The sequence below is a fragment of the Vibrio sp. 2033 genome (assembly GCF_033339735.1).
The window spans coordinates 137,840-164,148 of record NZ_JAWOVC010000010.1; the positions used below are offsets into that span (position 1 = coordinate 137,840).

At 43.6% G+C, this 26,309-nt stretch carries 25 protein-coding genes; 19 read left to right on the forward strand and 6 right to left on the reverse strand.

The genetic code is table 11. From position 1 onward, the window contains the following. Positions 1–33 precede the first annotated feature (33 nt). On the forward strand, positions 34–1,413 hold the full coding sequence (gene radA, locus R7P74_RS14585; RefSeq protein ID WP_005386443.1) for a DNA repair protein RadA: 1,380 nt from the start codon (positions 34–36) through the stop codon (positions 1,411–1,413). A 215-nt stretch (positions 1,414–1,628) separates the two neighbouring features. Then, positions 1,629–3,719 (forward strand): elongation factor G, encoded by a 2,091-nt coding sequence (gene fusA, locus R7P74_RS14590; RefSeq protein WP_005386444.1) that lies wholly within the window; start codon positions 1,629–1,631, stop codon positions 3,717–3,719. 118 nt (positions 3,720–3,837) lie between these two features. Here fusA and R7P74_RS14595 read toward each other — a convergent pair whose 3' ends face one another. After that, the gene (locus R7P74_RS14595) at positions 3,838–4,785 is read right to left on the reverse strand and encodes a LysR substrate-binding domain-containing protein (protein WP_225473663.1); all 948 of its coding nucleotides are present in this window, start codon (positions 4,783–4,785) and stop codon (positions 3,838–3,840) included. Between the two features lie 106 nt (positions 4,786–4,891). Between R7P74_RS14595 and R7P74_RS14600 the strand changes: the two genes are divergently transcribed. Then, complete coding sequence (locus tag R7P74_RS14600) at positions 4,892–5,092, forward strand: DUF1127 domain-containing protein (protein WP_224721253.1); 201 nt, start codon at positions 4,892–4,894, stop codon at positions 5,090–5,092. Between the two features lie 68 nt (positions 5,093–5,160). Here R7P74_RS14600 and R7P74_RS14605 read toward each other — a convergent pair whose 3' ends face one another. After that, positions 5,161–6,852 carry an AMP-binding protein gene (locus tag R7P74_RS14605; RefSeq protein WP_025768211.1) on the reverse strand — a complete coding sequence of 564 codons (1,692 nt, stop codon included), beginning with the start codon at positions 6,850–6,852 and terminating at the stop codon, positions 5,161–5,163. A 148-nt stretch (positions 6,853–7,000) separates the two neighbouring features. Then, entirely contained in the window at positions 7,001–7,726 is a 726-nt protein-coding gene (locus R7P74_RS14610; protein WP_151515083.1) for a helix-turn-helix domain-containing protein, read from the reverse strand. A gap of 336 nt (positions 7,727–8,062) precedes the next feature. Here R7P74_RS14610 and R7P74_RS14615 point away from each other — a divergent pair, with 336 nt between their 5' ends. The 14 genes from R7P74_RS14615 (at position 8,063) to R7P74_RS14680 (ending at position 20,546) form a co-directional block, all read left to right on the forward strand. Beyond that, on the forward strand, positions 8,063–8,236 hold the full coding sequence (locus tag R7P74_RS14615) for a Flp family type IVb pilin (protein WP_031781043.1): 174 nt from the start codon (positions 8,063–8,065) through the stop codon (positions 8,234–8,236). Continuing rightward, positions 8,236–8,724 carry an A24 family peptidase gene (locus tag R7P74_RS14620; protein WP_031781044.1) on the forward strand — a complete coding sequence of 163 codons (489 nt, stop codon included), beginning with the start codon at positions 8,236–8,238 and terminating at the stop codon, positions 8,722–8,724. Before R7P74_RS14615 ends, R7P74_RS14620 begins: the two co-directional genes overlap by 1 nt. Before the next feature lie 62 nt (positions 8,725–8,786). After that, the gene (locus R7P74_RS14625) at positions 8,787–10,100 is read left to right on the forward strand and encodes an AAA family ATPase (RefSeq protein WP_165401630.1); all 1,314 of its coding nucleotides are present in this window, start codon (positions 8,787–8,789) and stop codon (positions 10,098–10,100) included. A 13-nt stretch (positions 10,101–10,113) separates the two neighbouring features. Continuing rightward, entirely contained in the window at positions 10,114–10,869 is a 756-nt protein-coding gene (gene cpaB / locus R7P74_RS14630; RefSeq protein WP_005386448.1) for a Flp pilus assembly protein CpaB, read from the forward strand. 7 nt (positions 10,870–10,876) lie between these two features. After that, positions 10,877–12,340, forward strand: coding sequence for a type II and III secretion system protein family protein (locus R7P74_RS14635; RefSeq protein ID WP_005386449.1), 1,464 nt, complete (start codon positions 10,877–10,879; stop codon positions 12,338–12,340). Between the two features lie 13 nt (positions 12,341–12,353). Next, entirely contained in the window at positions 12,354–12,578 is a 225-nt protein-coding gene (locus tag R7P74_RS14640) for a hypothetical protein (RefSeq protein ID WP_031781045.1), read from the forward strand. A gap of 25 nt (positions 12,579–12,603) precedes the next feature. Then, the gene (locus R7P74_RS14645; protein ID WP_137282334.1) at positions 12,604–13,923 is read left to right on the forward strand and encodes a pilus assembly protein TadG-related protein; all 1,320 of its coding nucleotides are present in this window, start codon (positions 12,604–12,606) and stop codon (positions 13,921–13,923) included. A gap of 1 nt (position 13,924) precedes the next feature. Next, positions 13,925–14,389: a TadE/TadG family type IV pilus assembly protein gene (locus R7P74_RS14650; RefSeq protein ID WP_031781046.1), complete on the forward strand. Its 465-nt coding sequence runs from the start codon at positions 13,925–13,927 to the stop codon at positions 14,387–14,389. After that, positions 14,386–14,919 (forward strand): TadE/TadG family type IV pilus assembly protein, encoded by a 534-nt coding sequence (locus R7P74_RS14655; RefSeq protein ID WP_005386454.1) that lies wholly within the window; start codon positions 14,386–14,388, stop codon positions 14,917–14,919. Before R7P74_RS14650 ends, R7P74_RS14655 begins: the two co-directional genes overlap by 4 nt. Positions 14,920–14,923: 4 nt before the next feature. Next, positions 14,924–16,132 carry an AAA family ATPase gene (locus R7P74_RS14660; RefSeq protein ID WP_005386455.1) on the forward strand — a complete coding sequence of 403 codons (1,209 nt, stop codon included), beginning with the start codon at positions 14,924–14,926 and terminating at the stop codon, positions 16,130–16,132. 12 nt (positions 16,133–16,144) lie between these two features. Beyond that, on the forward strand, positions 16,145–17,590 hold the full coding sequence (locus R7P74_RS14665) for a CpaF family protein (RefSeq protein WP_005386456.1): 1,446 nt from the start codon (positions 16,145–16,147) through the stop codon (positions 17,588–17,590). 9 nt (positions 17,591–17,599) lie between these two features. Next, the gene (locus R7P74_RS14670; RefSeq protein WP_046875024.1) at positions 17,600–18,568 is read left to right on the forward strand and encodes a type II secretion system F family protein; all 969 of its coding nucleotides are present in this window, start codon (positions 17,600–17,602) and stop codon (positions 18,566–18,568) included. Between the two features lie 2 nt (positions 18,569–18,570). Further along, the gene (locus R7P74_RS14675) at positions 18,571–19,512 is read left to right on the forward strand and encodes a type II secretion system F family protein (protein WP_005386462.1); all 942 of its coding nucleotides are present in this window, start codon (positions 18,571–18,573) and stop codon (positions 19,510–19,512) included. 20 nt (positions 19,513–19,532) lie between these two features. After that, on the forward strand, positions 19,533–20,546 hold the full coding sequence (locus R7P74_RS14680; protein WP_005386465.1) for a tetratricopeptide repeat protein: 1,014 nt from the start codon (positions 19,533–19,535) through the stop codon (positions 20,544–20,546). A gap of 99 nt (positions 20,547–20,645) precedes the next feature. On the opposite strand, the gene R7P74_RS14685 is transcribed toward R7P74_RS14680, so the two are convergent. Both R7P74_RS14685 and chrA read right to left on the reverse strand, forming a co-directional pair. Then, positions 20,646–21,761, reverse strand: coding sequence for a phosphatase PAP2 family protein (locus R7P74_RS14685; RefSeq protein WP_213912240.1), 1,116 nt, complete (start codon positions 21,759–21,761; stop codon positions 20,646–20,648). A 113-nt stretch (positions 21,762–21,874) separates the two neighbouring features. Then, on the reverse strand, positions 21,875–23,014 hold the full coding sequence (gene chrA / locus R7P74_RS14690) for a chromate efflux transporter (RefSeq protein ID WP_225473665.1): 1,140 nt from the start codon (positions 23,012–23,014) through the stop codon (positions 21,875–21,877). Positions 23,015–23,126: 112 nt separating this feature from the next. On the opposite strand from chrA, the gene R7P74_RS14695 reads away from it, so the two are divergent. Then, positions 23,127–24,044, forward strand: coding sequence for a LysR family transcriptional regulator (locus tag R7P74_RS14695; RefSeq protein WP_406707374.1), 918 nt, complete (start codon positions 23,127–23,129; stop codon positions 24,042–24,044). A gap of 171 nt (positions 24,045–24,215) precedes the next feature. Here the strand turns inward: R7P74_RS14695 and ebgR are convergent, their stop codons facing one another. Next, positions 24,216–25,202, reverse strand: a complete 987-nt coding sequence (gene ebgR / locus R7P74_RS14700; RefSeq protein ID WP_149192403.1) for a transcriptional regulator EbgR — start codon at positions 25,200–25,202, stop codon at positions 24,216–24,218. Positions 25,203–25,629: 427 nt separating this feature from the next. Between ebgR and R7P74_RS14705 the strand changes: the two genes are divergently transcribed. Further along, entirely contained in the window at positions 25,630–26,217 is a 588-nt protein-coding gene (locus tag R7P74_RS14705) for an outer membrane beta-barrel protein (protein WP_005380175.1), read from the forward strand. Positions 26,218–26,309 lie beyond the last annotated feature (92 nt).

Here is a 26,309-nt window from a genome sequence, read left to right on the forward strand (position 1 = left end):
CTTAGTCACATTTGTAGAAAAAATTGAGGCATCATGGCGAAAGCAAAACGAGCGTATGTTTGTAATGATTGTGGCGCGGACTTTCCCCGTTGGCAGGGGCAGTGTAACGCATGTGGTGCATGGAATACGATAACAGAAGTACGTATCGCTGCATCGCCAACCGTTGCTCGCAATGAACGCTTAAGCGGCTACGCTGGTTCCGCAACAGAAGCTACGGTTCAAACGCTATCCGAAATTGATCTGCAAGAAGTACCTCGCTTCACCAGTGGGTTTAAAGAGCTTGACCGCGTGTTGGGTGGTGGTGTTGTGCCAGGTGCCGCAATTTTGATTGGCGGTAACCCTGGCGCAGGTAAATCAACCCTTCTGTTGCAAACCATGTGTAGTTTATCTGCGCAAATGCCAACGCTTTACGTAACCGGTGAAGAGTCATTACAGCAGGTGGCAATGCGTGCTTCCCGATTGGGCTTGCCGAAAGATCATTTAAAAATGCTATCGGAAACGAACGTCGACAAAATTTGCCAAATCGCCGAAAAAGAGCAGCCTCGTATAATGGTAATAGACTCGATTCAGGTGATGCACGTTTCTGATGTTCAATCGTCGCCTGGCAGTGTTGCTCAGGTACGTGAATCTGCGACGGCTCTGACACGATACGCAAAACAGAATAATGTTGCGGTATTTATTGTTGGTCACGTAACAAAAGATGGTACCCTTGCGGGCCCCAAAGTTCTTGAACACATTATCGACTGTTCGGTACTACTCGATGGTGGAACGGATAGCCGATTCCGCACTTTGCGTAGTCATAAAAACCGTTTTGGCGCTGTGAATGAGCTTGGTGTATTTGCAATGACAGGCCAAGGATTGAAGGAAGTGAGTAACCCATCAGCGATCTTCCTTTCTCGTGGTGAAGAAGAAACATCAGGCTCTTCCGTCATGGTGGTTTGGGAAGGTACGCGCCCTCTGCTAGTAGAGATTCAAGCGCTGGTGGATTACTCGCAGTTAGCCAACCCTCGTCGTGTTGCGGTCGGCTTGGAGCAGAACCGCCTATCACTTTTGCTCGCTGTGTTGCATAAGCATGGTGGCTTACAAATGGCAGACCAAGATGTCTTTGTTAATGTGGTTGGCGGTGTTAAGGTGACGGAGACGAGCGCTGATCTTGCTTTAGTTATGGCGCTTTTATCGAGTTTTCGTGACCGTCCACTCCCTAAAGATGTGGTGATTTTTGGTGAGGTAGGGCTTGCGGGCGAAATCCGTCCAGTGCCAAGTGGGCAAGAGCGTTTGAATGAAGCGTTCAAACATGGTTTCAAGAAAGCCATTGTGCCAGCAGCCAACATGCCGAAAGGTGGCATCCCTGGCATGCAAATTCACGGCGTTAAGAAATTGTCGGAAGCTATAGAGGCTTTTGACGAGCTGTAATGCTCATAAGAATGGTATTTGTGCAATCACAAACTGTTCTATCCGTCCTCAATAAAATGCGAATAAAGTACATAAATTGCTGTGTTTGACTATGCTTTGGGGACGGAAATTTCACGTTAAAATTTTTTTTCTTCCATCCGCACGCAAGGGTATCAGTATTGACAGAATGTGATATACTCTGCGCGCACTTTATACCTTATTAACAGAGTAAGACAATGACTGATTTATCAAAATACAGAAACATTGGTATTTTTGCTCACGTAGACGCGGGTAAAACTACCTCTACAGAGCGTATCCTAAAGCTAACTGGTAAGATCCATAAGATCGGTGACACTCACGACGGTTCAACTACTACTGACTTCATGGAGCAGGAAGCTGAGCGTGGTATCACAATCCAGTCTGCAGCAACAACTTGTTTCTGGAACGATCACCGTCTAAACATCATCGATACTCCTGGACACGTTGACTTCACTATCGAAGTTTACCGTTCTCTAAAAGTACTTGACGGTGGTATCGGTGTATTCTGTGGTTCTGGTGGTGTTGAGCCTCAGTCAGAAACTAACTGGCGTTACGCTGACGAATCACACGTATCACGTCTGATCTTCGTTAACAAACTAGACCGTATGGGCGCAGATTTCTACAAAGTTGTAGATCAAGTACAGAACGTACTAGGTGCTACACCTCTAGTTATGACTCTACCTATCGGTATCGAAGAAGATTTCGTAGGTGTTGTAGACGTACTAAGCCAACAAGCTTACGTATGGGATGAGTCTGGCCAACCAGAGAACTACGAAGTTCAAGATATTCCAGCAGACATGGTAGAGAAAGCTGCTGAATACCGTGAAATGCTAATCGAAACTGCTCTAGAGCAAGACGAAGATCTAATGATGGCTTACCTAGAAGAAGGCGAAGAGCCATCTCTAGAAGACATCAAACGTTGTATCCGTAAAGGTACTCGTGATCTAGCATTCTTCCCAACTTACTGTGGTTCAGCGTACAAGAACAAAGGTATCCAACTTATTCTTGACGCGGTAATTGATTACCTACCATCTCCAACAGAAGTTGATCCACAGCCTCTAACTGATTCAGAGACTGGTGAGCCAACTGGTGAAGTTGCGACTGTATCTGCAGACGAGCCACTACGTGCTCTTGCATTTAAGATTATGGATGACCGCTTCGGTGCTCTAACCTTTATCCGCATCTACTCTGGTAAGATGAAGAAAGGTGACACAATCCTTAACTCTGCAACTGGTAAAACAGAGCGTATCGGCCGTATGGTTGAGATGCACGCGGACGAGCGTAACGAGATCGATTCAGCACAAGCTGGTGACATCATCGCTGTAGTTGGTATGAAGAACGTTCAAACTGGTCACACTCTATGTGATCCTAAGCACGAATGTACTCTTGAGCCAATGATCTTCCCAGATCCAGTAATCTCTATCGCAGTTAAACCTAAAGATAAAGGCGGTTCTGAGAAGATGGGTATCGCGATCGGTAAAATGGTTGCAGAAGATCCATCATTCCAAGTTGAGACTGATGAAGATTCAGGCGAAACTATCCTGAAAGGTATGGGTGAACTTCACCTAGACATCAAGGTAGATATCCTTAAGCGTACTTACGGCGTTGAGCTAGAAGTTGGTGCTCCACAGGTTGCTTACCGTGAAACTATCACTCAAGCAATCGAAGATAGCTACACGCACAAGAAACAGTCTGGTGGTTCTGGTCAGTTCGGTAAGATCGACTACCGCATCAAACCAGGTGAGCCAAACTCTGGCTTCACGTTCAAATCTACAGTTGTTGGTGGTAACGTACCTAAAGAATTCTGGCCTGCAGTTGAGAAAGGCTTTGCGTCAATGATGGAGCACGGTGTTCTAGCTGGCTTCCCTACTCTAGACGTTGAAGTTGAACTATTCGACGGTGGTTTCCACGCAGTTGACTCTTCAGCTATCGCTTACGAAATCGCAGCGAAAGGTGCATTCCGTCAGTCTATGCCTAAAGCTGGCGCGCAACTTCTTGAGCCAATCATGAAAGTTGACGTGTTCACTCCAGAAGATCACGTTGGTGACGTAATCGGTGACCTTAACCGTCGTCGTGGTATGATCAAAGACCAACAAGCAGCGTCTACTGGCGTACGTATCAAGGGTGATGTACCTCTATCAGAAATGTTTGGTTACATCGGTACTCTACGTACTATGACTTCTGGTCGTGGTCAGTTCTCTATGGAGTTCTCACACTACGCACCATGTCCAACAAACGTTGCAGAGCAAGTAATTGCTGACGTTAAAGAGCGTAACGCTAAGAAGTAATTCTTAAGTTAACTCTATAACTTGAAAGCCCCGCTTAGTGCGGGGCTTTTTGTATCTAGCAGTCTTATACGCAGAGCGTGTTTGTTTTATTCCTATTTAGCGTTTGTTTTGACGATTGTTATGATGCCGTTCTAGTGCTGTTGCCTTTTAGGTCAATGGTCCTAAAGTCTGGTACCACTGACTTTTCAAATATTTCTATTTCTTCCTTCAACCATTGCGCAAACAATTGAGCTTTAGGTCTTTTTAAGTAGCCTTTTGGCGCGCACAAGTAATACGCAAAATTGGGCTTGATGGCGACATCTCCAATTCGGACCAATTTGCCAGAACGAAAATATTGATGAGCTAAACTGTGTTTTACTAATGCCACGCCTTGAAGTGATAGTGCAGCCTCAAGCACGAGATGTGATCCACTGTATTTTAGAGTAGGCTTTGCTGCGCAGTGACCCAAGGTTGCTAACCACATATTCCAATCAAGATCAGGCCAAACATCTTCAATTAGCTCAGCTTTGCTTAAATCCTCGATGTTATAGATCCCATGCTCTTTCTGATACACCGGATGACAAGCTGGATAAAAAGCTTCGTCCATCAGCCATTGTGATTCTAAATTGGGATATTTTCCTAAACCGTAACGAACACATAAATCTATCTGGCTATCTTGAAAAGACACCAAATCATTGGTTGGTTCTAATAGCAAGGCGATATCAGGGTGACGCTGGCGAAAAGCCGTAATCTTCGGGACCAACCAATGATGAGCGAAAGAGGGGAGTGTTGATATCGAAAGGTGGTTCGGGTTTGGATCTTGATTGACTAATCTAACCCCTTGCTGCAAATGAGCAAACCCTCTTTCTGCCTGAGTAAACAGTAGCTCTCCCTCAGGTGTGAGCACGATTTTTCTGTGCTGACGAACAAATAGGTCCGTGCCTAAGAACTCTTCTAAATGACGAATTTGCTGACTAATGGCCGCTGGCGTAACAAACAGTTCTTTTGCTGCCGTTTTAAAGCTTCCTTCCTTTGCTGCAACGAAAAAGTAATACAAGCCCTGTAAGGGAGGCATTCGATCTTTCACATTAGTTTTCCTTAACTCTATGGCAGATTCTATCGTTTGAGGATATCAGCGTAGTCGCTGATTATTAAGTGGTCAACATTGTATAGGGATCTTTGAAATGGAAAACATGACACACACTTGTGAGCGTACTATACCTACTGCCCATCAGAGCGGGTTACAGTTAATTTATTCTAAACTGGCGGCTTGGAGAAGGAACTATAAGACACGTCGTCACTTGAGAGAGTTACCAAAGCACCTTTGGGACGATATTGGGTTAGGTGAAAGGGAGATTAGTTGTGAAGTGAGTAAGCCATTCTGGAGAGAGTAGTTTATGAGTTTGATTCAAGCTCAAAGTTAAGTTGCACTCCCCAATGGTGTTGAGGAGTGCAAGCAAAATTACAAGTCTTCTTCCCACACGACCAATTCATCTTTTGGCCAATTGTGGCCTATCTCATGATACTTTTGTTCGAGCACATGACGTTTAATTTTAAGCGTTGGCGTCAGTACGCCATTTTCTATACTCCAAGGTTCTTTAATCATTAACACACCTTTGATTTGCTCATGAGAGGCGAGTTCTTGATTCATCCTGGCAATAACTTTACGTGTGGTACGTGCGTATCGCTCTCGATCAAAGTTAGGGAAGTCATGTGGCACAACCAAAAGAATCGGAGCGGGTAGCCCTAAACCGATGAGACACATCATCTCTACGCGACTGTACTCGAAAAGCTTTTTCTCGATAGGAACCGGAGAGACAAATTTACCTTTGGCGGTTTTGAAGTTATCTTTTTTACGGCCTTGAATCGTTAGATAACCATCTGAGTCGATAGCGCCGATATCGCCTGTGTGTAGCCAGCCCTCTGAATCAAAAGACTCTTGGGTGGCAATGTCATTTTTGTAGTAGCCAGAAAATAGCCCTTTGCCACGCACCATGATTTCATCATCAGCTGCGATTTTTAACTCAATGCCTGGTCCTGCATTACCGACACTACCGATTTTGTCAGCTCTAAATGGGTAGTTGAGCGTGCTGTAGGCAAATGATTCCGTCATCCCCCAAGCCTCTGTGATATCAAGGCCCACTGAGTGGTACCATTCCAACAGCGCTGGCGAGACAGGTGCAGAGCCACAGCCTAATACTCGAGCCTGATCTAAACCTAGACCATCTGCTAGCTTTTTCTTGATCAAAGAATTGACGAATGGGATTTTCAACAGAATATTGAGCTTCTTCTGTGGAAGTTTGTCTTGAATACGTTGCTGGAATAGCGTCCATAATCGTGGGACGGAGATAAACAGAGTTGGTCGGTGCATCTTCACATCTTCGATAAAAGTGTCCAGTGACTCTGGAAATGCTGTTGGCACGCCACCCATAATCGATGAACCGAAGATATAAACACGCTCTGTAATATGAGCGAGCGGTAAATAAGAGAACAATCGGTCGTTTTCTTGGATACCAATATGATTGATCAGTTGCTGAACAGACCAACTGAATGCGCCGTAAGTTAGCATCGCGCCTTTCGGTAACCCTGATGTGCCTGAGGTATACACCAACGACATTAGCTTGTCATCGTAATGCTGCGGACGCTCTTTACTTGGCACTGCATCAGCAATGAGCGCTTGGTATTCGTGCTTACACTTTGGTGCCGTGTCATAAGGTAGAGCGATGCTAATGAGTTCAGGCATAGCATCAATGACTTGCTGAGTTGCTTTGGGATCATCGAGTTTTCCGCCAATGATCGCTTTACTTTCACTATGAGTCACACAGTATTCGATGGTGTCTGCACCGGCGGTAGGAAAGATTGGCACACTGACATAGTCACCAAGCATCATAGCAAGATCGCAAATAAACCATTCTGCACAGTTTTTAGATACTAACGCAACTTTGTCGCCAGGCTTTACACCAAGCGAGCGTAGTGCGCTGACAAGTTTTAAGGCTTGATCTGCAACATCAGAGAATGTGTACTCAACAAACTGTCGGTTAATAATTTGTTTTAGGTAGACCTCATTTGGACGCTCTTGAGCCCATTTGAGGATCATTTCATTTGGTGGTGGGAGAGCGCAACCAGCAGCGCTATTTAGATTCGGCTGATTCATTTTAAGTGACTCCATGTCTTCTCATTGTATTTATAATTGTTAACGCATTGTTAACTTTAGCATGTTAAATCGCGACACGGGAATGCATTTTGATGAAATATGTGGGGAAGATAGCGTTAGTTGTCCTGTCAGTTGCTACAAATAAAGCCTAAAACTGCTGTCGATAATTTGCTGGAGACAGACCTGTTTTTTTCTTAAAAATTCGAGAAAAGTAAGAAACGTCTCGATACCCGCACTGATAAGCAATGTAAGCAATTTTCATCGATTCATTTTCAATTAGCATTTTCTTAGCTAATGAAATGCGTTTCGCCGTGACATAATCACGAAAGCACATACCCACTTTACGGTGGAAAACTTTGGAAAAGTAGTTCGGCGAGTAATGACAAAGAGCGGCTGCTTCCTCTTCTCTTAGGTCCTTATGAACGTTATTGGCGATGTAATGGACTACGTCTGAAAAGTTTGACTTGCCGCTTCGAGAGAAAAGTTTATCTACCGAGATTTGTTCTTCGTCTACTTTACTATGCAAAAAGTATTTCAATTTTATTTGTGAAAGCCAGATAGGAAGAGTGAGCTCGTTCAACTTATAATATTCCGCACAAATATGCTTGGGCGGCAAGTGGGGAACCGTATCTTTTGGAGATACGACGATTAGTTTTTTGTCGAGGTTTTTACAGAGCGTTATAACACCTTTCAAGTGCTCTTGATGATCACAGGTTATGTAGTAAAAGAAATAGCTATGTTCTTTATCGCTGAGGACTGAGATATCTTTACTGCAGTCCATAATGTCAAAGCACCCATCAAACTCACAACGAAATTGTTCCGGCAGCGAGCAAAGGGTCTCTCCTATCCAGTAAGCTTTGGTCTGTTTATCCATATGAATCCTGCTCAGTACGTACTACACCAATGTTAGTATGCATTGAGGTCAGTCGAGCCTCATTCCTTGAGCTTCAGACCTCACCCTTTCGTTTATTAAGCTTAGGCTTATATAGTCATACTGCAAGTGTGAAATGTGTCACATAGCTTACAGTGATGTGTCTTATTTATGATACATTTCGCCTCTGAAGCGCAGACAGGCAAGAAAGTACTAACCTTTGGCAAAAAAGTCCTAACCCCCCTAATTCTTGATGACTAATGTTTAAGCATGATTCGGGTGTATATGATACCTGCGTCATGGACAAGCGAGATTTGGTTAAATAAAGGGGATAATCTTATGGATAACTTTCGCAATCTAATCAAGGACTTCATGGAAGACGAAGAGGGGCTAACACTTTTGGAGTACATCCTAGGTGCGGCACTAATTGTTACTGCATTCTTGACTTCAGGCTTCTGGACAACCTTGTCTAACAAGTTCACTTCAGTAGCTGGTCGTATTAGCTCTTCGTAATGGTTAGCGAGTTAATTATTTGGTCATTACTTATTGCGATTGGAGTTTCAGACGCACAGAAACACAGAATACCGAATAAAGCGGTGCTTATGCTTTTGGTTGCAGTAACTGCAAACGTAATTTACAACCCAGCCACAACTGGTTTGGATCATTTATATGGTGGGTTGGTTGCGTTTGCGGTGTGTTTCGCGCTGTATCTTTTCAAAGTAATGGCTGGAGGAGACGTTAAGTTACTCGCCGTCATAGGGGCATGGTTGGGATTGAGTAACCTTGGGGAAGCGTCTACCGGGATAATACTCGCTGGAGGCATTGTCGGCATTTTTTATCTAATGCTACATGTGTCATCGACTAGTGTTGCTCTATCACATCAGATTAAAGGGTATTGCTTAGAAAAAGTAACACCAGGTTTTAGGTCCAGTAAGCCGTTAGTCATTCCATTCGCGCCGATAATCGTAATTGGATTAGCTTATTTTTCCTATACCCACTAAATAAAAATAATAAATGGCATGCAGCATCAGTTGGCTAAGCAACTTCAAGGAGGGGAAGTGTGATGGGCTCTGTGTATTGGGAAAAACTCGTGCCACAAATAAATCCACCAAAAGTACCTTCATCGGTAGAAGGTCTTGGCATACCGGCTTCAGTCGTTGAAAACTTAGTGTTGAAACACCTGTCAGCTTATCCGAAATGTGATTTGATCGAGTTAACACAGCGGTTATGTGTGGTTTCAAATATTGTTGAACTTGCTTTGGCGCAGTTGAGGAAACGAAGCTGGGTTGAGGTATATCAGCCTACATCTGAGAAGCTAAACCATTCGTACTCGAACATTCGTTATAGTCTAACGGAATTAGGACTTGCGGAAGCAGACATTGCATATAGAAAAGATCCATATATCGGTCCTGTTCCAGTTTCTTTGGAAGAGTATTGGACCGTTGTTGAAGGACAAGATCTACGCAAAAACCCTGTTACCCGTATCGATGTAGAGCGTGCATTATCTGATGTTTTTGGCTCGGATCACTTAGTTCCTGTTCTCGGACCTGCTATCAACTCTGGACGAGCTTTGTTGCTTTACGGCCACGCGGGTACTGGTAAAAGTTACGTTGCATCAAGAGTGCTCAATGCAATGAACACTTCGGTGTTTATTCCTTACGCCGTATATGCCGATGGCAACATCATCAAAGTGTTCTCAGAGCATCATCACCGTCGTTTAGACAACTCCCATTCTCAGGTTTTCGTTAAGTTGGAAACCCATTACGACAAACGCTGGGTTCTTTGTGAAAGACCAAACATTCAAGTGGGCGGTGAGCTGACATTGGAGATGCTTGAGGTAAACCACAGCGAGCATAATCGTGTATGGATTGCGCCACTTCAAATGATGGCTAACAACGGAATCTTAGTGATTGATGATCTCGGTCGTCAGTCAATGCCTGTTGATGCCTTGCTAAATAGATGGATCGTTCCAATGGAATACTTATTTGACCATCTGGCGCTGCCAAATGGTCAACAAGTAACGGTGCCATTTATGCTTACTTTGGCATTCTCATCCAATTTTGCACCAAGCAAAATTGCTGACCCTGCTTTTTTACGCCGTCTGGGGTACAAAATTGAGTTTAAGCCACTTGGTGATGATGACTATAAAGCGCTTTGGTTATCGCTGTCCAAAGACTTGCAACTCGCGTTGTCGCCTGAATTCTTTGACACATTAAATCAATTGCACCGTGAAAATAAAATGCCTAATTATCCATGCTTACCTAAAGATCTTTTGGGCATTAGCAGAGACGTTCTCGTTTTTGAAGGAAAACGAAAAGTCGTCTCATCAGACATTTTAACTCGTGCCTGGGGACTGTATTTCACAGTGGATGAATAGGGAGATCTAAATTATGAGTCGGACTCAAGTCATCATGCTATTGCTACTCTCCATTGTTTTCGGCCTTGCTGCCGTGTTGATAGCTAAACAATGGATGGATGGCAGAAACCAACCAACAGTCGAGTTAGAAGAGGTCGAAAGGCATCCCGTTTTAGTTGCCGCCATGGAGCTAGAACCAGGAACTATTCTCTCTGAGAAACATTTGTCTACTAAGCTCATGGAAGTGGACTGGATAGATGATGAAACATTGAAAGTAAAAGAACAGGCATTGGGAAGAATCGTTGCCAATACTATTTACGCGGGTGAACTTGTTAACCCTCATCGCCTTGCCCTACCTGGTGAAGGCGCAACACTTGCTGCATTAATTCCAGAAAACAAGCGAGCAATCACTATTCGCGTAAATGACGTTATCGGTGTGGCAGGTTTTTTGTTACCAGGCAACAAGGTCGATGTCCTGAATACAGTGAGTTATGGACAAGGTAAAAACGCCACAACAAAAACAGTGCTTAAAAATATCAATGTTCTTGCGGTGGACCAAACAGCCAAAACGAATGATAACAAACCCGTGATTGTACGCGCTGTGACTTTAGAAGTAACACCGAAAGAGGCAGAAAAGCTCTTATCGGCGAACAGCAAAGGCGATATACAGCTTGCTCTGCGCAACCCTCATGAAGTGGATAAACCTGTTGTAGCAAGAAAATACACGCCACGACCTAGTGTGACCATTATTAAGGGATCTCAGGCATCCAGTGTCCGAGTCAGCAATTAGGTGAATTATGAAAACAATAATATTACTTGTTAGCCAGTTACTTTTCGTCAGCTTGTCTGTTAACGCAGCTACGGCGCAGTCAGGAAAAGTCGTAACCGTTGCACATCACCAATCAACTCAATTGATGATATCAGGCCAAGCAAAGAAAGTGACGTTAGGGGATCCAGAAGTCTTGGATATTTTAGTGCTCAGATCGAACGAGCTGTTTCTTATTGGTAAGAAGTTAGGTACCACGAATGTGTCGGTGTGGGATCGCAGAGGCCGGTTAATTGAGCAGTTTAACGTGGAAGTCACGCATGATCTAAATACGCTTAAGTCGAAGCTTTATCAGTTCTTGCCGGATGAAAATATCGAAGTGCACAGTGCGCAAGAAAAAGTGGTACTTAGAGGCTTGGTCAGCAGTCAGCAAAACATGGACACTGCGGTCAAAATTGCTGAAACCTTTGCTTTGGGTGAAGCGGCAGATGAAGAAGATGATAGCTCTAAAGATGATGAAAGTATGGTCATCAATCTACTTTCTATTGGTGGTGCTCAACAGGTGACGCTAGAAGTTACCGTTGCCGAAGTACAGCGCACACTTGTAAGACGCTTCGACTCAAACTTCCACTTTTTCCAAAGAAGTGGGGACTTTACTTGGGGTGGTACGACTGCTGGTGGCGGTATTGATGGCATTGGACCGATTTTGAACGTCCCAACAGTCGAAGATTTCGGTTTTCTCGGATCGTTTATTGACAGTAATACCTTGTTTACCTTTGCGCTTGATGTGGCGAAGCAAAATGGCGTAGCGAAAGTGCTGGCAGAGCCTAGCCTTACCGCATTAAGTGGTACGCAAGCCGAGTTTGTCGCTGGTGGTGAATTCCCAATTCCAGTACCAAATGAAGATGGCATTACCATCGACTACAAAGAGTACGGTGTTCAACTCGACTTTGTTCCGTTTATTTTGAGCGATAAGAGAATCAATCTCAAACTGAACGTCAATGTGAGTGAAATTTCCAATTCTGGTGTGTTGACGTTTAATCCAAACGAAGTGAATGCCACTTTCTTTATTCCACCAATCACAAAACGAAGTGCTGGTACAACGATTGAGCTAGCAGATGGTCAAACCATTGGTATTGCGGGGCTATTGAGTGAAAACGCGCGTAACGTTGCGAATGGTATACCTGGTGCGAGTGATCTACCTGTGTTAGGCCGCTTGTTTAAGAGTGAAGAATTTACCTCTGGGGAAACAGAACTAGTCATTCTGGTTACTCCTCGATTAGCAACCCCAATTGATCGACGTCGAATCACGCTACCAACAGATGGTTTTGTTGCTCCAAACGATGTGGAGTTCTATTTGCTTGGTAAAGGTGCTGAGTTGGATTTCGATAGGTACCAGCTAAACGACATCAGTGAAGAAGATACTAACAACAATTTTATTCAATACGGTTCGTCAGAAGGTGGCTCTGAGGGCAAATTTGGGCACAGTCTATAAGTGGGAGAACAAGATGAAAAGCATAATGATAATGACCATTTGTTTCACATCATTCGGCTTGTTTGGCTGTGCGAATGACCCCGAGCTTGGTATCTCGGTTAGCCAGCTGCGCGCTGAACAAACTCTGAATCCAGAAGCCTGGTATGAGAATTTGGGCTACTTACCGGAAGGTAGTGGTGAGCGCACACAAGTTAGCTTAGAGGTATATAACAACAATGGGGTAGCCAAAGATGATTAAGTGATACGTTCACTTAGGAGGGGCTATGCGAAGGAATATGCATATAGCGCCAAGGAGAGCTCAGAAAGGGATTACCTTGGTATTAATTAGTTTAGTTTTATTATTTTTACTTGGTGTTGCAGCCTTTGGTATTGATTTGAATCACCAAGTACTCAATAAAACAAGACTACAAAACGCGGTCGACTCCGCTGCATTAGCGGCTGCGGTTGTCGTCGATGAAAGGACCGACGCGGCAGATTTGGCTGAGCGGCTTAGTTTAGCGACGCAGGCGGCGAATGATGCTCTGACTCATTCTGCTGCGTCTGATGGTAACCAAGAATTAGTTTACACGGGGGAAAACATAGATGTAACTTTCTCAAATTCGAACGCTAAAGGCTCATTTGTTGAAGCTGGAGAGTTCTCTTTGGGCAGTGACAGCGACATCTATGTTCGTGTTGCCGTTAGTAATGTTCTGTTGACACAGTATTTAAGTGGCATGTTTGGGCTCGACAAAGGGGTGTCAGCGAGTGCTGTTGCAGGACCAAGTGCGCCAAGCATTACTACATGTAACGTGTCGCCTATTGCTATGTGTGGCGATGTAGGCTCAGCTGATCTGGCGTGGGGATACATTCCTTCTTCAAACCCAAATTACAATGGTGCACAAGATCGAGATGCTGACACTATTCATGTATTGAAACCATCAGGGCACACGGATGGTGGCATTGGTTCGGGTAACTATCACCTTTTAGACTTTGGTTCCGGTAAAAATACAGTAAGAGAAATGCTGGCAGGGGATACTGAGGAGTGCATAACAGTCGGTGATTTAGTCACAACAGAGACTGGTAAAGGTACGGGACCAGTAGCGCAAGGTCTAAATACGAGATTTGATGGGGGTAAGCCAGATGAAGGCATTACTTCAGATAAGTACATCGAAGAGTCCAACGTAACATACGACAATTACCAACAACAATATCAGGATGCGGAAGACCCGGCCGTTGATAACGATGCGTTTTATTATGCTGATTATGTCGAAGGGTTAGCCGCTTGTACGGGTGGGCCCGGCGCGTGCAAGTCGCAATATTACCGAGCGGATGGGAAAACCGATAGAAGGGTATTACGAGTGCCGATCGTTCGTTGTGATGAAGCTCCAAAAAAAGGCGGCAAGATGGATTTAGAAGTACTGGGCCTAGGATGCTTTTTTGTTACTCAGGAAGTGCAAAACAAGGGGAATGAATCGGAAATATTCGGTCAGTTTCTAGAGGATTGTACGGTAAAAAATGCGTCGTCTGGGGTAGATCCGGATGAAGATGGAGTTGGGCCATACAAAATCGTTCTATACAAAGACCCGTCAAGTGGAGGGTCTTAATATGATGTACTCCAATAGAAAGCATCAGATGAAAAAGATGGCTAACCAGAAAGGACTGGCAATTATAGAGTTTATTCTTGCATTGCCAGTGCTACTGATGCTGACCGTATTAGTTATCGACGTGAGCCGAGCTTTTATTCAATACACAGAGGTCAACAAAGCGTTGCAAAATGGCGCACGGTATGCCGTGGTTGATACTTATGGCACGTTAGATTTTGAAGGCATAGCTGAAGAATCTGATATTAAAAATGTGGTGATCTATGGCACGCCGAGTGGCGTTGGTACGCCGGTAATCGACTATATTGAAGCTGCTGACATTATTGTGACTCAACCAACGGACACCAATAAGGTTGTCACCATATCGGCTACTTATAATTATGAGCCTATTTTCTCAACCTTACCTTTTACCGGAACCTCTTTGGCTTTCAGTATTGGCTCTTCTGCGTCAATGAGGACTAGCCCATGAAACAATGGATAAGGAAACAGAAAGGACTGACCCAAGTTGAGTTTTCGTTAATTGCACTTGCGGTAATGTTAGTACTGTTCATGATTATTGAGTTTGCAATCTACTTTTATTCAGTGCAAATGGTCAACGAAATTACCAGGCGAGCGGCACGACTTGCTACGGTTTGTTTTATTTCTGAACGTGATGAAATACCTAATCATCAAGCTTTGGAGAGTCTATATCCTTCAGGTTTTACCGCTAATAATTTACAAATCGAATATTTAGACGATACAGGTGCAACTGTTGATGTGTCGGACTTTTTGAGTACTCCACCTGCAGCATCTACAGTGTTAGATGCTCAGTTTTCAAAAATAAAATATGTTCAAGCAAGAGCAGTTGATTATGAATTTAAGTTTTTTGTGTTAGCTGCGCTTATTAGTGCAGTAGGAAAAACGCCTGCTTTTGAAACTGTATTGCCGGCAGAAAGCTTAGGTGTATTAAAGCCTGAAGCTGATAACCCAGCTGTTTATTCGGATTGTTCCGCGGAGTAGCTTTATGTTGAAACCAGTCAAAATGGATAATGAAACACATAAAAGTTTAAAAACTAACTTGATTATTTGGATAGTTTATTCTACATCAAATTTTAAAATTCACATTGCTGATGAACTATCAAGGTGTGTAAATCTAAATATTGATTGGATAGAGCTAGATACCTTTAACTTGGACTTTGTGAAAAATAAGCAAGTTCCTGATCTCATTTATATTGAAACCGGTGAAAGCTGGGCTCAGAAAGTGGCTCATGTTTATTCTAGTGACAGCAGTTTACAGCATAATCATACCGCTTTGATTGTATTTGGCGACGAGAACGATACTGCATCCCTTAAAATGGCATTAAGGCTTGGGGCAACAGATTATTTGTCTCGTTCGGTTGATTTTGGCGAGCTATATCCTTTATTAAAATCTACCGCGGATGAAAAGATTGCCAATAAGAAAATGGGCGATCTAACATTGTTTATTAATACAAAAGGTGGCTCTGGAGCAACCACTTTGGCTATTAATACAGCAATAGAATTATCAAGCTATGCTAAGAGTAAAGTGTTGCTCGTTGACTTGGATATGCAGTTTAGTGATGCCGCTGATTATTTAAACTGTAAGCCTAAATACAATATTAATGATGTGATTGATTCTGTTAATGATTTAGATGAATTATCACTAGAAGGACTAGTCTACCAGCATCCTTCAGGTTTGAATTATTTGTGTTTTAACCAAAATGATCCAAAAGGTAATTACAAGCATGCGGTTCAAGTTAGTAAATTATTACCTATTTTGAGGCAGTTTTACTCACATATTATTGTGGATTTATCTCATGGCGTTGAGCACGTTTACCAACAAATTGTTTCTCCGGCAACACATGTTTTTTTGATTCTGCAACAGAATGTTACCTCGGTGAAGCATGCTGTTAGTTATATACGTTCTTTAGAATTAGACTATGGTTTAAGTAGTCATCAGGTTGAACTAATTGTTAATCGTTTTGAAAAGAAATCGACAATATCGTTGAAAGACATTGAAAATGCGGTTAGTGGACATGCAATACACTTAGTACCTAATAACTTTGCTATTGCTATCGAGAGCGCTAATTTGGGCAACCCAATTGTTCAATCTAAGAAAAATAGTGCGCTGAAAGCGTCTTTGGCTGAAATATCGCACTTATTAGAAAGTCCGACCAAAGAGAATCAAAGTTGGATAAAAAAACTATTTTCTTAGTAAGGGGGAGTTATGTTTTTCAAACGGAAAGGCGTCGGGAGTTCTTTCAATTCCGTAGATGAAACAAAAGAATCCAAAGTTGTGAATGTCGAGTTGGCAAAATCTGATGAAGACTCGTCAGATGAGCAAAAGTCTTTGTCGCCGGTAGAAGCCAAGATGAAAGCGATCGAGGAGCAGAAAAAGCAATTAGAACAAGATCTCTCGATAAAACACTACTACCACAAGAAACTACTGGATACCTTGGATCTCGGGCTTCTATCGCACTTGCAAGAAGATCGCGCGAAAGAGGAGTTGCGCGAAGCGGTTGTTCAGCTCATTGCGGAAGATCAAACACACCCATTGAGTTCAGAAGCGCGAAACCGCGTAATACATCAAATTGAAGATGAAGTGTTCGGCCTAGGGCCTCTTGAGCCACTTCTTGAAGATCAAACAATCTCAGATATCTTAGTAAATGGCCCGAAAAATATTTTCGTCGAACGTTTTGGTAAGTTGGAGAAAACACCGCACACCTTTTTAGACGAACGCCATTTGCGCAATATTATCGACCGTATTGTAAGCCAAGTGGGTCGAAGGATCGATGAGGCTTCACCCATGGTGGATGCTCGACTCAAAGATGGCTCACGTTTTAATGCGATTATACCTCCTCTTGCTATTGATGGGCCTTCAGTTTCTATTCGACGTTTTGCTGTTGAACGTTTGAATATGGATAACCTATTAGAACTTGGATCGTTGTCTCCTGAAATGGCGAAGTTTCTTAATGCGGCGGTTGTGGGGGAAATGAATATCCTGATTTCTGGAGGTACAGGTTCTGGTAAAACAACCACGCTAAATATTTTGTCGAGCTTTATTCCTAGCGACCAACGCATTGTAACCATTGAGGACTCAGCAGAGTTACAACTCCAACAGCCACATATTATCCGTTTGGAAACACGTCCTTCCAATATCGAGGGTAAGGGTGAAATTTCTCAGCGTGATTTAGTAAAAAACTCACTACGTATGCGTCCCGATCGGATAGTTGTTGGTGAGGTTCGTGGCTCAGAAGCGGTGGATATGCTATCCGCAATGAACACGGGTCACGATGGGTCTTTGGCTACTATCCACGCGAATACACCAAGAGATGCGTTGAGCCGGATTGAGAATATGTTCTCGATGGCAGGGTGGAATGTGTCGACAAAAAACTTGAGAGCGCAGATCGCGTCGGCCATCAATATTGTTGTGCAAATGGATCGTCAGGAAGACGGTAAACGTCGCATGGTTAGCGTACAAGAAATCAATGGCATGGAAGGTGACGTTATTACCATGTCGGAGATCTTCACCTTCCAAAGAAGAGGGGTCGATCAAGAAGGCAATGTGTTAGGTGATTACATGGCTACAGGGATTGTACCAAGCTGCCATGACCAATTAGTAAAACGAGGCTTAGACGTACCATTTGAAATATTCAATGAAAAAGCCCGTTAGGAGATTGCTATGGATAGTCAATTCCCCCTTTTTCTTGTACTGCTGTTTTTGTCCGTATTCTTTATTAGCCAAGCGTTAATTCTGCCTTCTGCGGGTAAAAAGGTTAAGCATAAGCAATTAATCAAGCGGATACACGAAAGCCATAAACATATTGATCAAGAGAGTATTTCTTTATTAAGGGAAAACTCGCTCAAGAATCTATCGCCATTAGAGCGATGGCTTGTGAGGTTTAGCCTGTTCGATAACTTTAAGAAGAAGTTGGAACTGGCTGGGATACACATGGGGTTCAGTCGGTTTATTTTCCTCACATTCCTCGGAGGGACTGCTGTTGGTCTATTTCTGTTCTTGTTCGGGCAAGTTTGGTACCTCTGTGCTGGCGTTGCGTTTGCTTGCTGGGTGTCTGTTTACTTCTACATACAGAAAAGGATTGCTGATCGTTTAATGAAATTTGAAGAGCAACTGCCAGAGGCTCTCGATATCATCAAGCGAGTTTTGCAGGCAGGGCAGCCAATTACGCAGGGGTTTGGAGAAGTAGGCAGAGAGGTTAGTGCACCGCTTGGTCCTGAGTTCATGAATACCTTTAACTTACTCAACTATGGTTATGACCTCCGCTTGGCGATTATGCAAATGTCGGAGAGAACTCCTACCGTATCTATGCTTGCTTTCTCCAGTGCGGTGTTACTGCAAAAGGAAACGGGTGGTAACTTAGTCGAAAACATTGAGAAGCTCTCCCATATCCTACGTGCTCGTTTCAAACTCGCTCGAAAAATAAAAACCATTTCGGCGGAATCTCGAATGTCGGCATGGGTATTAGTATTAGCGCCTTTTGGTTTGTACGTCATCATTTCCCTTGTTCGACCTGAGTATATTGAGTTACTCCACACGCATCCAATGGGGATCAAAATGGTCATTGGTGGGATGGTAGCGTTGTTTATCGGCACGCTTTGGATTCGTAAAATCGTCAATATTGAGGTGTAGCCATGGAAAGTATTCAAGGATGGTTAAACGATTTTGCTGTCGGCCAAGAAACACTGCTTATGGGGTTGATCCTCATCACTACAGTGTTGGTTGTGATGACGTTAGGCTCGATAATTATCGGGGTTAACTCGCCAATTAAACGAAAGTTAGCCGAATTGTCTGGTGATAAGAAAGAAGTCTCTCATCACAACAAAAAAATGTCAGACACCTTGGAGTCGTTAGCGCCTTTAACTTCCCCAACCAGTGAAAAAGAGCGCCAAACGACACGCAATAAGCTGATGCATGCTGGGTTTCATGAAAGCAATGCATTATCGATGTTTTATGCCATTAAATCGGTCACGACGATCTTAGGTGTGATGGTGGCGGCACTGGTGTATTTCTCGGTTCCGGAATCTAAATACCTGTACACGTATATGGCGTTATCCGTATTTATTGGGCTTTTATTTCCTGATTTTATTTTACGTCGAATGGTGAACAAGCGTCAGCAAGCGATTCGTGCAGGTGTGCCCGACATGCTTGATTTGCTGGTGGTTTGTACCGAATCAGGGCTTGGCTTTAATGCAGCGTTGCGTCGGGTTGCTGATGAATTGGTTATCTCTCACCCAGAGCTTGCTGATGAAATCGATACGGTGTGCAACAAAATTAAAGCGGGCAAACCAATGCCAGAAGCGCTGAGGGAGCTAGTATTAAGGACAGGGTTAGAAGAATTAATGGGGCTGGTAAGTATGCTTAGCCATGCCTCTCGAATAGGGGGGAGTTTAGTCAACTCCTTGCGTGAATATACCGAAGACTACAGGGATAAGCGTCAACAAGCAGCAGAAGAAATTGCTGCAAAAATCCCAGTCAAAATGATGTTTCCAATGGTGCTATTTATTTGGCCTTGCTTTTTTATAGTGGCTATCGGACCTGCGTTAATTTCATTGGCTGAGGCATTTTCTAATTAAAAAGCAAAATAGGGATCGTTATGTGGATTAAGAAATACGTCATCATCTCGTTGTTGGTGCTTACCGCATGTTCAACAACTGAACAGTCATCAGATTTCGATTCAACGCTGTACTCAGGTAAGCCCGTTGAGTCTCTCACTAATGATGAACCTCCCAAAACAGAGGAAGAGGCAATCTCACGAGGGGATATTGCATTAAGCAACAAAAATGTCGACTTAGCCTTGTATGAATATATTCGCTCGCTCTCTTTCCCTAATGCGGTCCATAAAGATAAAACCTTGTACACCGTGGGGCGCATCCATTTAGCTAGGGAGAATTCAGAACTCGCCGATAAATCATTTCGAGCATCTTTGGCTGAGAACCCCGATCATATTGGCTCCCTGACTGAGCTTGGTACTTTATACACGAAGCGTGGAGAAAAGGACGTCGGGAAAAGCTACTACATACGCGCTTTGAATGCTGACCAAATTCGCATGGATGGCGATCCTACCATCACTAAAGACAACATTACTGCAGAGAGCGTTGCAACATATCGCTATGATGATAAATCACCAGTCTCTGCTTACTCCGGTCTAGGTGTGCTTTACGACATTCGTGGCGACCACGATATTGCGCAGGCGTTAATTCGAAAAGCGTTGGATATTGACTCAAGAAACGTAAACGCTTTGGTCAGCCTTGGCTACTCCTACTACATGGAAAAAGCTTACTCAAAAGCGGCGCACTTTACTCAAGCCGCACTAAGTATCAAGCCAGGAGATGAGAGAGGAATCAATAATTTAGGTCTCATTGCTTTAGCTAAAGATCAGCCACGACAAGCTCTGAGTATTTTTAGTCGACACATGACAGAACCCGAAGCGCTCAACAATGTTGGCTATTTCTTGATCCTTCAAGGCAAACCAGGAGAGGCGATTCCTTATTTACAACAGGCTATTGATAAGAACCCTGCCTACTATGAACTGGCAAATAAAAACCTAGAACGAGCATTGGCAATGGTGAGAGAGCGAGGGGATACCTCTACCGCGCTTCTCCAATAAATTTGAAGACCCTTTTAAAAGAAAGCCACTCTGCAAGATAGAGTGGCTTTTTCATTTATGGGGAGTAGCCCGTTGCAAAGGTGTTTGTTCAATTAGCCGTCATTCGCTTCTTTCAGGGTAAGAAGCATAGCGCCGTAAAGCCCAACCAACTATCTTCCATAACATCACCGTCAAGAGTGTTGCGAGGTAGCCATCAATCGCATAATGCCAGGCTAAATGTACCGAACCGATTTGAATGATGACTGCGAAAGCGTAAGCAAAGTAGCCGATGGTTTTGTTGAGTCTATAAATTGATAGCGCCATCAAAACAGCAATGGAAACGTGCAAACTCGGCATTGCCGAAATGCCAGAGCCAATACCATTGGCATTCGCGATGTACTCATCCCAAAGATATTGCTGTGTAGGCAATGCCCACAATTGCCCAGCGTCTACATTGGTAAGATATTGGCTTTGGACTTCGAGCGTTTTCATCAGAGGAACAAACTGTTCATCTCCAGTGATAAGCTCCACATAACATGGGCCTGCTGAAGAAAGCAACGTGGCGAAGAAGACACCAAGAATCATCCAAGACAATGCGAACGTGAGTAAAAACTGTTGCCTTACCAACGGGTATTTTTTGTAGATAAGGAAAAAGATGAGTATGCCCCACATACAAAAAAACCATGCGTTGTAGGCTACATTTAGCCCTAATGAGGCCCAAGCATTGGAGAATAATGCATGGGTCAACTCCCACGGAGCAAACCCGAAGTGTAGCAACGAATCAATATTCGCAAAGGTCAGATCCCACTTGAATGGATTGATGATTGGAATCAGCGATTTCAAAAACGTGTGATTAGAGAAAATCAGGTTGAGTGCCATCATCGAAACAAACACTGATACAGGTCGGTACAGCGGAAAAATAAGATGCTTCAGTTTTCGTATGAAGCGCTTTGCTGGCTGTTTTTCTTTGCGCAGTATGAGATAGAAATAATAGTAGATACACCAGCTTAAACCTGTGACATACAAAGCTTGTATGAGTGTTTCAAGGTAAGTGGTAAAAGAGTAATCGATAGGGAAATCGAGATACAAAGAACAAAGATAAATGACAGCAGTCGATATAAAGCAATAGGTGTAGAAAATCTTATCGTTCAATAACTCATTCTTTACTGATGTGAGTAAAGCCGATGCTTTTTGCTGCCAGCTAAGGTTGAGCTCGTAATTGTTGTCTTGTTCCATTGATGATCCGTCATCTCTATCCTTCCAATATCATTAAGCTTAGTTGAGAAAACGGGCACTCGTATTTGAGTACCCGTGGTTTATCTGGATTCAATAGTTGGCGTATCAGCAGGCTACATCATGCCCGTGACAAGGCCTGCCGCCACAAAAAACACGATCATCCACAGAACCGAAAGGTTGAGCTTTTTGTGTAGATAAAAACCTGCAACCACTAACGCCATGTCGATGGGAGCAACAACTGCGCTGCTAAATACTGGCTGGTAAAGTGCCGCGAGTAGTAACCCTACTACCGAGGCATTTACACCGTTGATGGCGCCGGAGACCAGCGGTTTTCCTGCCAGTGCTTGCCAGTTCTTAAGAACGCCAAGTAGTAAAAGAAACCCTGGGAGGAATACGCCAAGCGTTGCGAACAGCGCACCTAAAATTGGCGTATCCGAAAGCTCATAACCGATAAAAGTCGCAAAGGTGAACATTGGCCCTGGTACAGCTTGTGCAGCGGCGTAGCCTGTTAAAAATGCATCTTGGCTGAGCTGGTCGCCAACAATGTTTTGCAGAAGCGGCAGAACCACATGACCGCCACCAAACACTAAGCTACCAGCTTGGAAAAAATCACTAAACAGCCCAAGTAAAGGTAACGTATGAGCCACTAACGGTAAGCCGAGTAAAAGCATCGCAAATAGAGCCAATGGCGCGATAGACGGTTTAAACGACTCGGCTGATGGCGCGGAGTCTTTCTTCAGATACCGCATTCCGACAAAACCTGCTGCGATCAACACGAACATTTGCGTCATGATGCTTGGTGCCACCAGCAACGCAATCGCAGTCGCGATGCACAAACCCGCGGTCAGTTTGCTTTGGCAGAAGTTTTTGTACATGCCCCAAGTCGCATCCGCCACGACGACGACTGCGAGCAGTTTTAGGCCGTGAACGATGTTTTGGAACACTGCGGTGTCGGTGATTTGGCTGCTCACCATCGCCAGCGCCAACATGATGACCACTGAAGGAAGCGTGAATCCGACAAATGCTGCGCATGCGCCACCTAAACCGCCACGTTTATAGCCTAAAGCAAAGCCAACTTGGCTTGAGCCCGGTCCCGGCAAAAACTGACTGAGCGCGACAATTTGCGCGTACTCGCTGTCATCAAGCCATTTCAGTTTCTCAACAAATGTTTGGCGAAAATAACCAATATGAGCCGCCGGGCCGCCGAAGCTGAACCAACCCAGCCAGAAAAAAGTTTTGAATATGGTGAACATGTCGAGCCTGTTTATCTAAAAAGCATTGTTGCTAATTTATCGAATGCTCTAAAATGACTCAAATTGATGATTTTAATTTCATCTATGAATGAAATGGGATGAGGATGTTGGAGTGAAAGAGGACATTCAGTGGCGCAACATTGACTTGAACTTATTGGTGACGTTTTCCTACTTGTATCGCTATCGAAGCGTTAGCGTCGCGGCAGAGAAAAGTTACGTTAGCCAGTCGGCGATGAGTCATAGTTTGTCTCGTTTAAGGTTGTTGTTTGACGCCCCGCTTTTTGAGCGAAAAGGGCACAAGATGGAGCCCACCGAGCACGCTCACCACATCGCGCCAACTGTGCATCACTTGTTGGATTCTATCGCCAAAGACTTGCTCACTAAGTCTGCCTTCCAACCTGAAAATTACGCGGGTGTATGTCGCATTGGATTAACGGATTATGCCGAGTTTATTTTTGCTCCTCGGCTTTATGACGAAATACGCCAGCGCGCACCAGAGGCCCAGATCAGTTTTATTAACGTCAATCGTAGCAACTACGTGGCATTAACTGAGCACGAAAAGATCGATGTCATTATTGGCAGCATGCCAGTGTTGGATGACAACTTTGAGAGCTTGTACTTGTACACGGAAAAACACGTGTGTATGTGTGATAAACAGGCATTGAAAGGGGAAACACAGCTGTCTCTGGAAGCGTTCGCGAACATAGAGCAAGCTCTGGTAAGTCCCGATGGGAGCTTAAAGACACAAGTAGACCAAAAGCTTGCAGAACATGGCTTGAGCCGCAAAGTCACCGTGGCGTCGCGCAACTTTCTCACTATTCGGCATCTATTGAAAAAGCGCGATCTCATTGCCATCGTGCCAGAAAAAATGGCATTGGCGGAGGGCTTTTCGGACGATCTCGTTACCGTTAAGCCGCCGATCGCCGTTGCGGATTTTGATATTGCTATGCTGTGGCATTCCAGCCGAAACAATGAAGACAAAGGCATTTGGCTACGCGAGTTGGTTTCTTCGACCATCACCTCTAAATGATAAACATTTGGGGCACTCATGGTGCTTAGAGTGATTTGTTGTTGAACTTCTTACTACCCGCTGAGTTATCGGCGTTACACCGAAACAGTACTGATTGTGCAAAATGAATGTCTTGGGTTAGGGGGGGGATGTTCCAGGTTTAATTCATAAAAGAGATTAATGGAAAAGGTATCATTGAGTTGTACCACGTAGTTTAAGCTCTGTTTGCACGTATACATGAAGAGGGAGTAAGCGTCCATCTCGGTATTTTTCCACCAGTAAGTTCACTCCCTGAGTTCCCATCAACTCAGAGTGAATACGAATTGTAGACAACGGCGGAAAGGTAAAGCGAGCAGTAGGAATATCATTCATACTAATCAACGTAATATCCTCTGGTATCTTTAAGCCAAATTCATGGATTGCACGTACTATGCCAATCGCGATGGAGTCTGAATCAATGAATACTGCTTTCGGGAAGTCACCTTTGGCTAGCATCTCTTTCGCTAAGTTATAACCGGACAAACTAGAGCAGGCACAATAGTGTATATCTTGTTCTGCAACCACGCCTTTTAGATAGCCATAGTCCAAAAACACATTTTCACGAGTGTCAGCTGCGTCGTGCTTGTCTTGACCGCCAATATAACCGATGCGGCGGTAGCCTCGTTGTACAAAGAAATCAACTACTTGCCTACTGACTCGAATAAGGTCGACATCAACGCAATCATAAGGGCAGGTTGGATCTGAAAAGTTTATGTAGCAGATGCTATCGGCTAGACGTTTAGGTAATTTATCTACTACCTTTTGGTCGACATTTCCGACTAAAAGGACACCTGTTATCTTTTTCGTTTCAACATCAATTTCACTGTTATAGCAATTGGTTAGCGTAATACCTAATTTGTCGCATTGCGTTTCAATCCCATGACGAATTGATAAGTAGTAAGGGTCATTCACCTCTGTTTCTTGTTTGTAGTTATATAAGGCTAAAAAGTGATGTTTTTGCTTAACTTCTTTGATGCCTTTCTTCGAGCTACTGGTGCGGTACTCCAGTTTTTCTGCAATTTCCAAAATGCGGTATTTGGTTTCTTCTTTAACGCTCAACGTTGGGTCGTTGTTCAAAACCCGCGATACGGTTGCAAGTGAGACGCCCGCTTCAATGGCGATATCTTTTAGCTTTGCCATGTAAATTTCCCGTCGGCACTGCTCACTGCCCAAGTGTGAGCTCAATAATCTGACTATTTTAAACAGCTACTTAGAGATGCACAAACCTTTAGTAAGACAGTCCTAAACACTTTAAATCAGCATATCAAGCCAACTTGTTTTCATGAAATACACTCTATTGAGTAATAAATAAAGCCGTAAACGTAAGGATTATATTGCTGTAAAAATACTGAAAAACGCGACTGGTTTGGAAACTTGCTACTTGTGGTAACTCTAGTACTTAATAGGACTCGAGCTGTTTAGAGTTTAATCAAGCAAACGTTTTATTGTTCATGTTTATGTTTTGTGTCTCATTTTATAAACAAATCAATAGGAAAGTATTCAACTCTATTTATAATCTCCGCGCTTTTAAAAGCTGTCTAACAGTATGAAAAATTAGGAAATTATAATGAAAAAAGTATTGCCATTATTGGCTTTAGGTGCAGTGGTTGCTTCAGCATCAGTTCAAGCAAAAGGTAACTGGTATGTTGGTGCTGATTTGGTAAATTCAGATCTTAAAGTTAAAAGCTTGTCAAAAGATTTTTCTGCGACAGGTCTTAGCTTTGCTGTAGGTAAAGAGCTTCAATATTCAGAAAACTTCAAACTAGCTTTTGAAGGTGAGTACATATACTTTGGCGACTTTGAAGAAACATTTTCTTACATGGGGTGGCCGGTTAAATTTAGTGTTGATGCTTCTGCGTTCAATTTCAATGCGAAGCCTAAATACCAATTTGCAGGTACAGGCTTCTATGTTGGTGCGATTGCTGGCCTTGGTGTAATGAGTGTTTCTTATGAAGTGAAATCATCTAGCACTGTTACCGATGATGGTCGTGATGTAGGCTTTAACTACGGTGTTGAGGCTGGTTATGAGTTCGCTTCAGGTTTGGTTGTATCTGGTGGCTACCGTGCTTCTTCGGTAAGTATTGATGCCGAAAACGGTGGCAGCGAAGATTTTGATTTTGACAGCCTGTACGTTGGTGTTGATTACAAGTTTTAAGCTCGCGTAAGCAAAATGACCCGTCCTGATATGGGTTGACACTTTTTAACTAAAACGCTCGATGTACTTCATCGGGCGTTTTGTATTTTAAA

Coding starts and splice junctions, on each gene's coding strand:
- radA (WP_005386443.1), top strand. CDS start 34: ATGGCGAAAGCAAAACGAGCGTATGTTTGTAATGATTGTGGCGCGGAC.
- fusA (WP_005386444.1), top strand. CDS start 1,629: ATGACTGATTTATCAAAATACAGAAACATTGGTATTTTTGCTCACGTA.
- R7P74_RS14600 (WP_224721253.1), top strand. CDS start 4,892: ATGACACACACTTGTGAGCGTACTATACCTACTGCCCATCAGAGCGGG.
- R7P74_RS14605 (WP_025768211.1), bottom strand. CDS start 6,852: ATGAATCAGCCGAATCTAAATAGCGCTGCTGGTTGCGCTCTCCCACCA.
- R7P74_RS14610 (WP_151515083.1), bottom strand. CDS start 7,726: ATGGATAAACAGACCAAAGCTTACTGGATAGGAGAGACCCTTTGCTCG.
- R7P74_RS14615 (WP_031781043.1), top strand. CDS start 8,063: ATGGATAACTTTCGCAATCTAATCAAGGACTTCATGGAAGACGAAGAG.
- R7P74_RS14620 (WP_031781044.1), top strand. CDS start 8,236: ATGGTTAGCGAGTTAATTATTTGGTCATTACTTATTGCGATTGGAGTT.
- R7P74_RS14625 (WP_165401630.1), top strand. CDS start 8,787: ATGGGCTCTGTGTATTGGGAAAAACTCGTGCCACAAATAAATCCACCA.
- cpaB (WP_005386448.1), top strand. CDS start 10,114: ATGAGTCGGACTCAAGTCATCATGCTATTGCTACTCTCCATTGTTTTC.
- R7P74_RS14635 (WP_005386449.1), top strand. CDS start 10,877: ATGAAAACAATAATATTACTTGTTAGCCAGTTACTTTTCGTCAGCTTG.
- R7P74_RS14640 (WP_031781045.1), top strand. CDS start 12,354: ATGAAAAGCATAATGATAATGACCATTTGTTTCACATCATTCGGCTTG.
- R7P74_RS14645 (WP_137282334.1), top strand. CDS start 12,604: ATGCGAAGGAATATGCATATAGCGCCAAGGAGAGCTCAGAAAGGGATT.
- R7P74_RS14650 (WP_031781046.1), top strand. CDS start 13,925: ATGATGTACTCCAATAGAAAGCATCAGATGAAAAAGATGGCTAACCAG.
- R7P74_RS14655 (WP_005386454.1), top strand. CDS start 14,386: ATGAAACAATGGATAAGGAAACAGAAAGGACTGACCCAAGTTGAGTTT.
- R7P74_RS14660 (WP_005386455.1), top strand. CDS start 14,924: ATGTTGAAACCAGTCAAAATGGATAATGAAACACATAAAAGTTTAAAA.
- R7P74_RS14665 (WP_005386456.1), top strand. CDS start 16,145: ATGTTTTTCAAACGGAAAGGCGTCGGGAGTTCTTTCAATTCCGTAGAT.
- R7P74_RS14670 (WP_046875024.1), top strand. CDS start 17,600: ATGGATAGTCAATTCCCCCTTTTTCTTGTACTGCTGTTTTTGTCCGTA.
- R7P74_RS14675 (WP_005386462.1), top strand. CDS start 18,571: ATGGAAAGTATTCAAGGATGGTTAAACGATTTTGCTGTCGGCCAAGAA.
- R7P74_RS14680 (WP_005386465.1), top strand. CDS start 19,533: ATGTGGATTAAGAAATACGTCATCATCTCGTTGTTGGTGCTTACCGCA.
- R7P74_RS14685 (WP_213912240.1), bottom strand. CDS start 21,761: ATGGAACAAGACAACAATTACGAGCTCAACCTTAGCTGGCAGCAAAAA.
- chrA (WP_225473665.1), bottom strand. CDS start 23,014: ATGTTCACCATATTCAAAACTTTTTTCTGGCTGGGTTGGTTCAGCTTC.
- ebgR (WP_149192403.1), bottom strand. CDS start 25,202: ATGGCAAAGCTAAAAGATATCGCCATTGAAGCGGGCGTCTCACTTGCA.
- R7P74_RS14705 (WP_005380175.1), top strand. CDS start 25,630: ATGAAAAAAGTATTGCCATTATTGGCTTTAGGTGCAGTGGTTGCTTCA.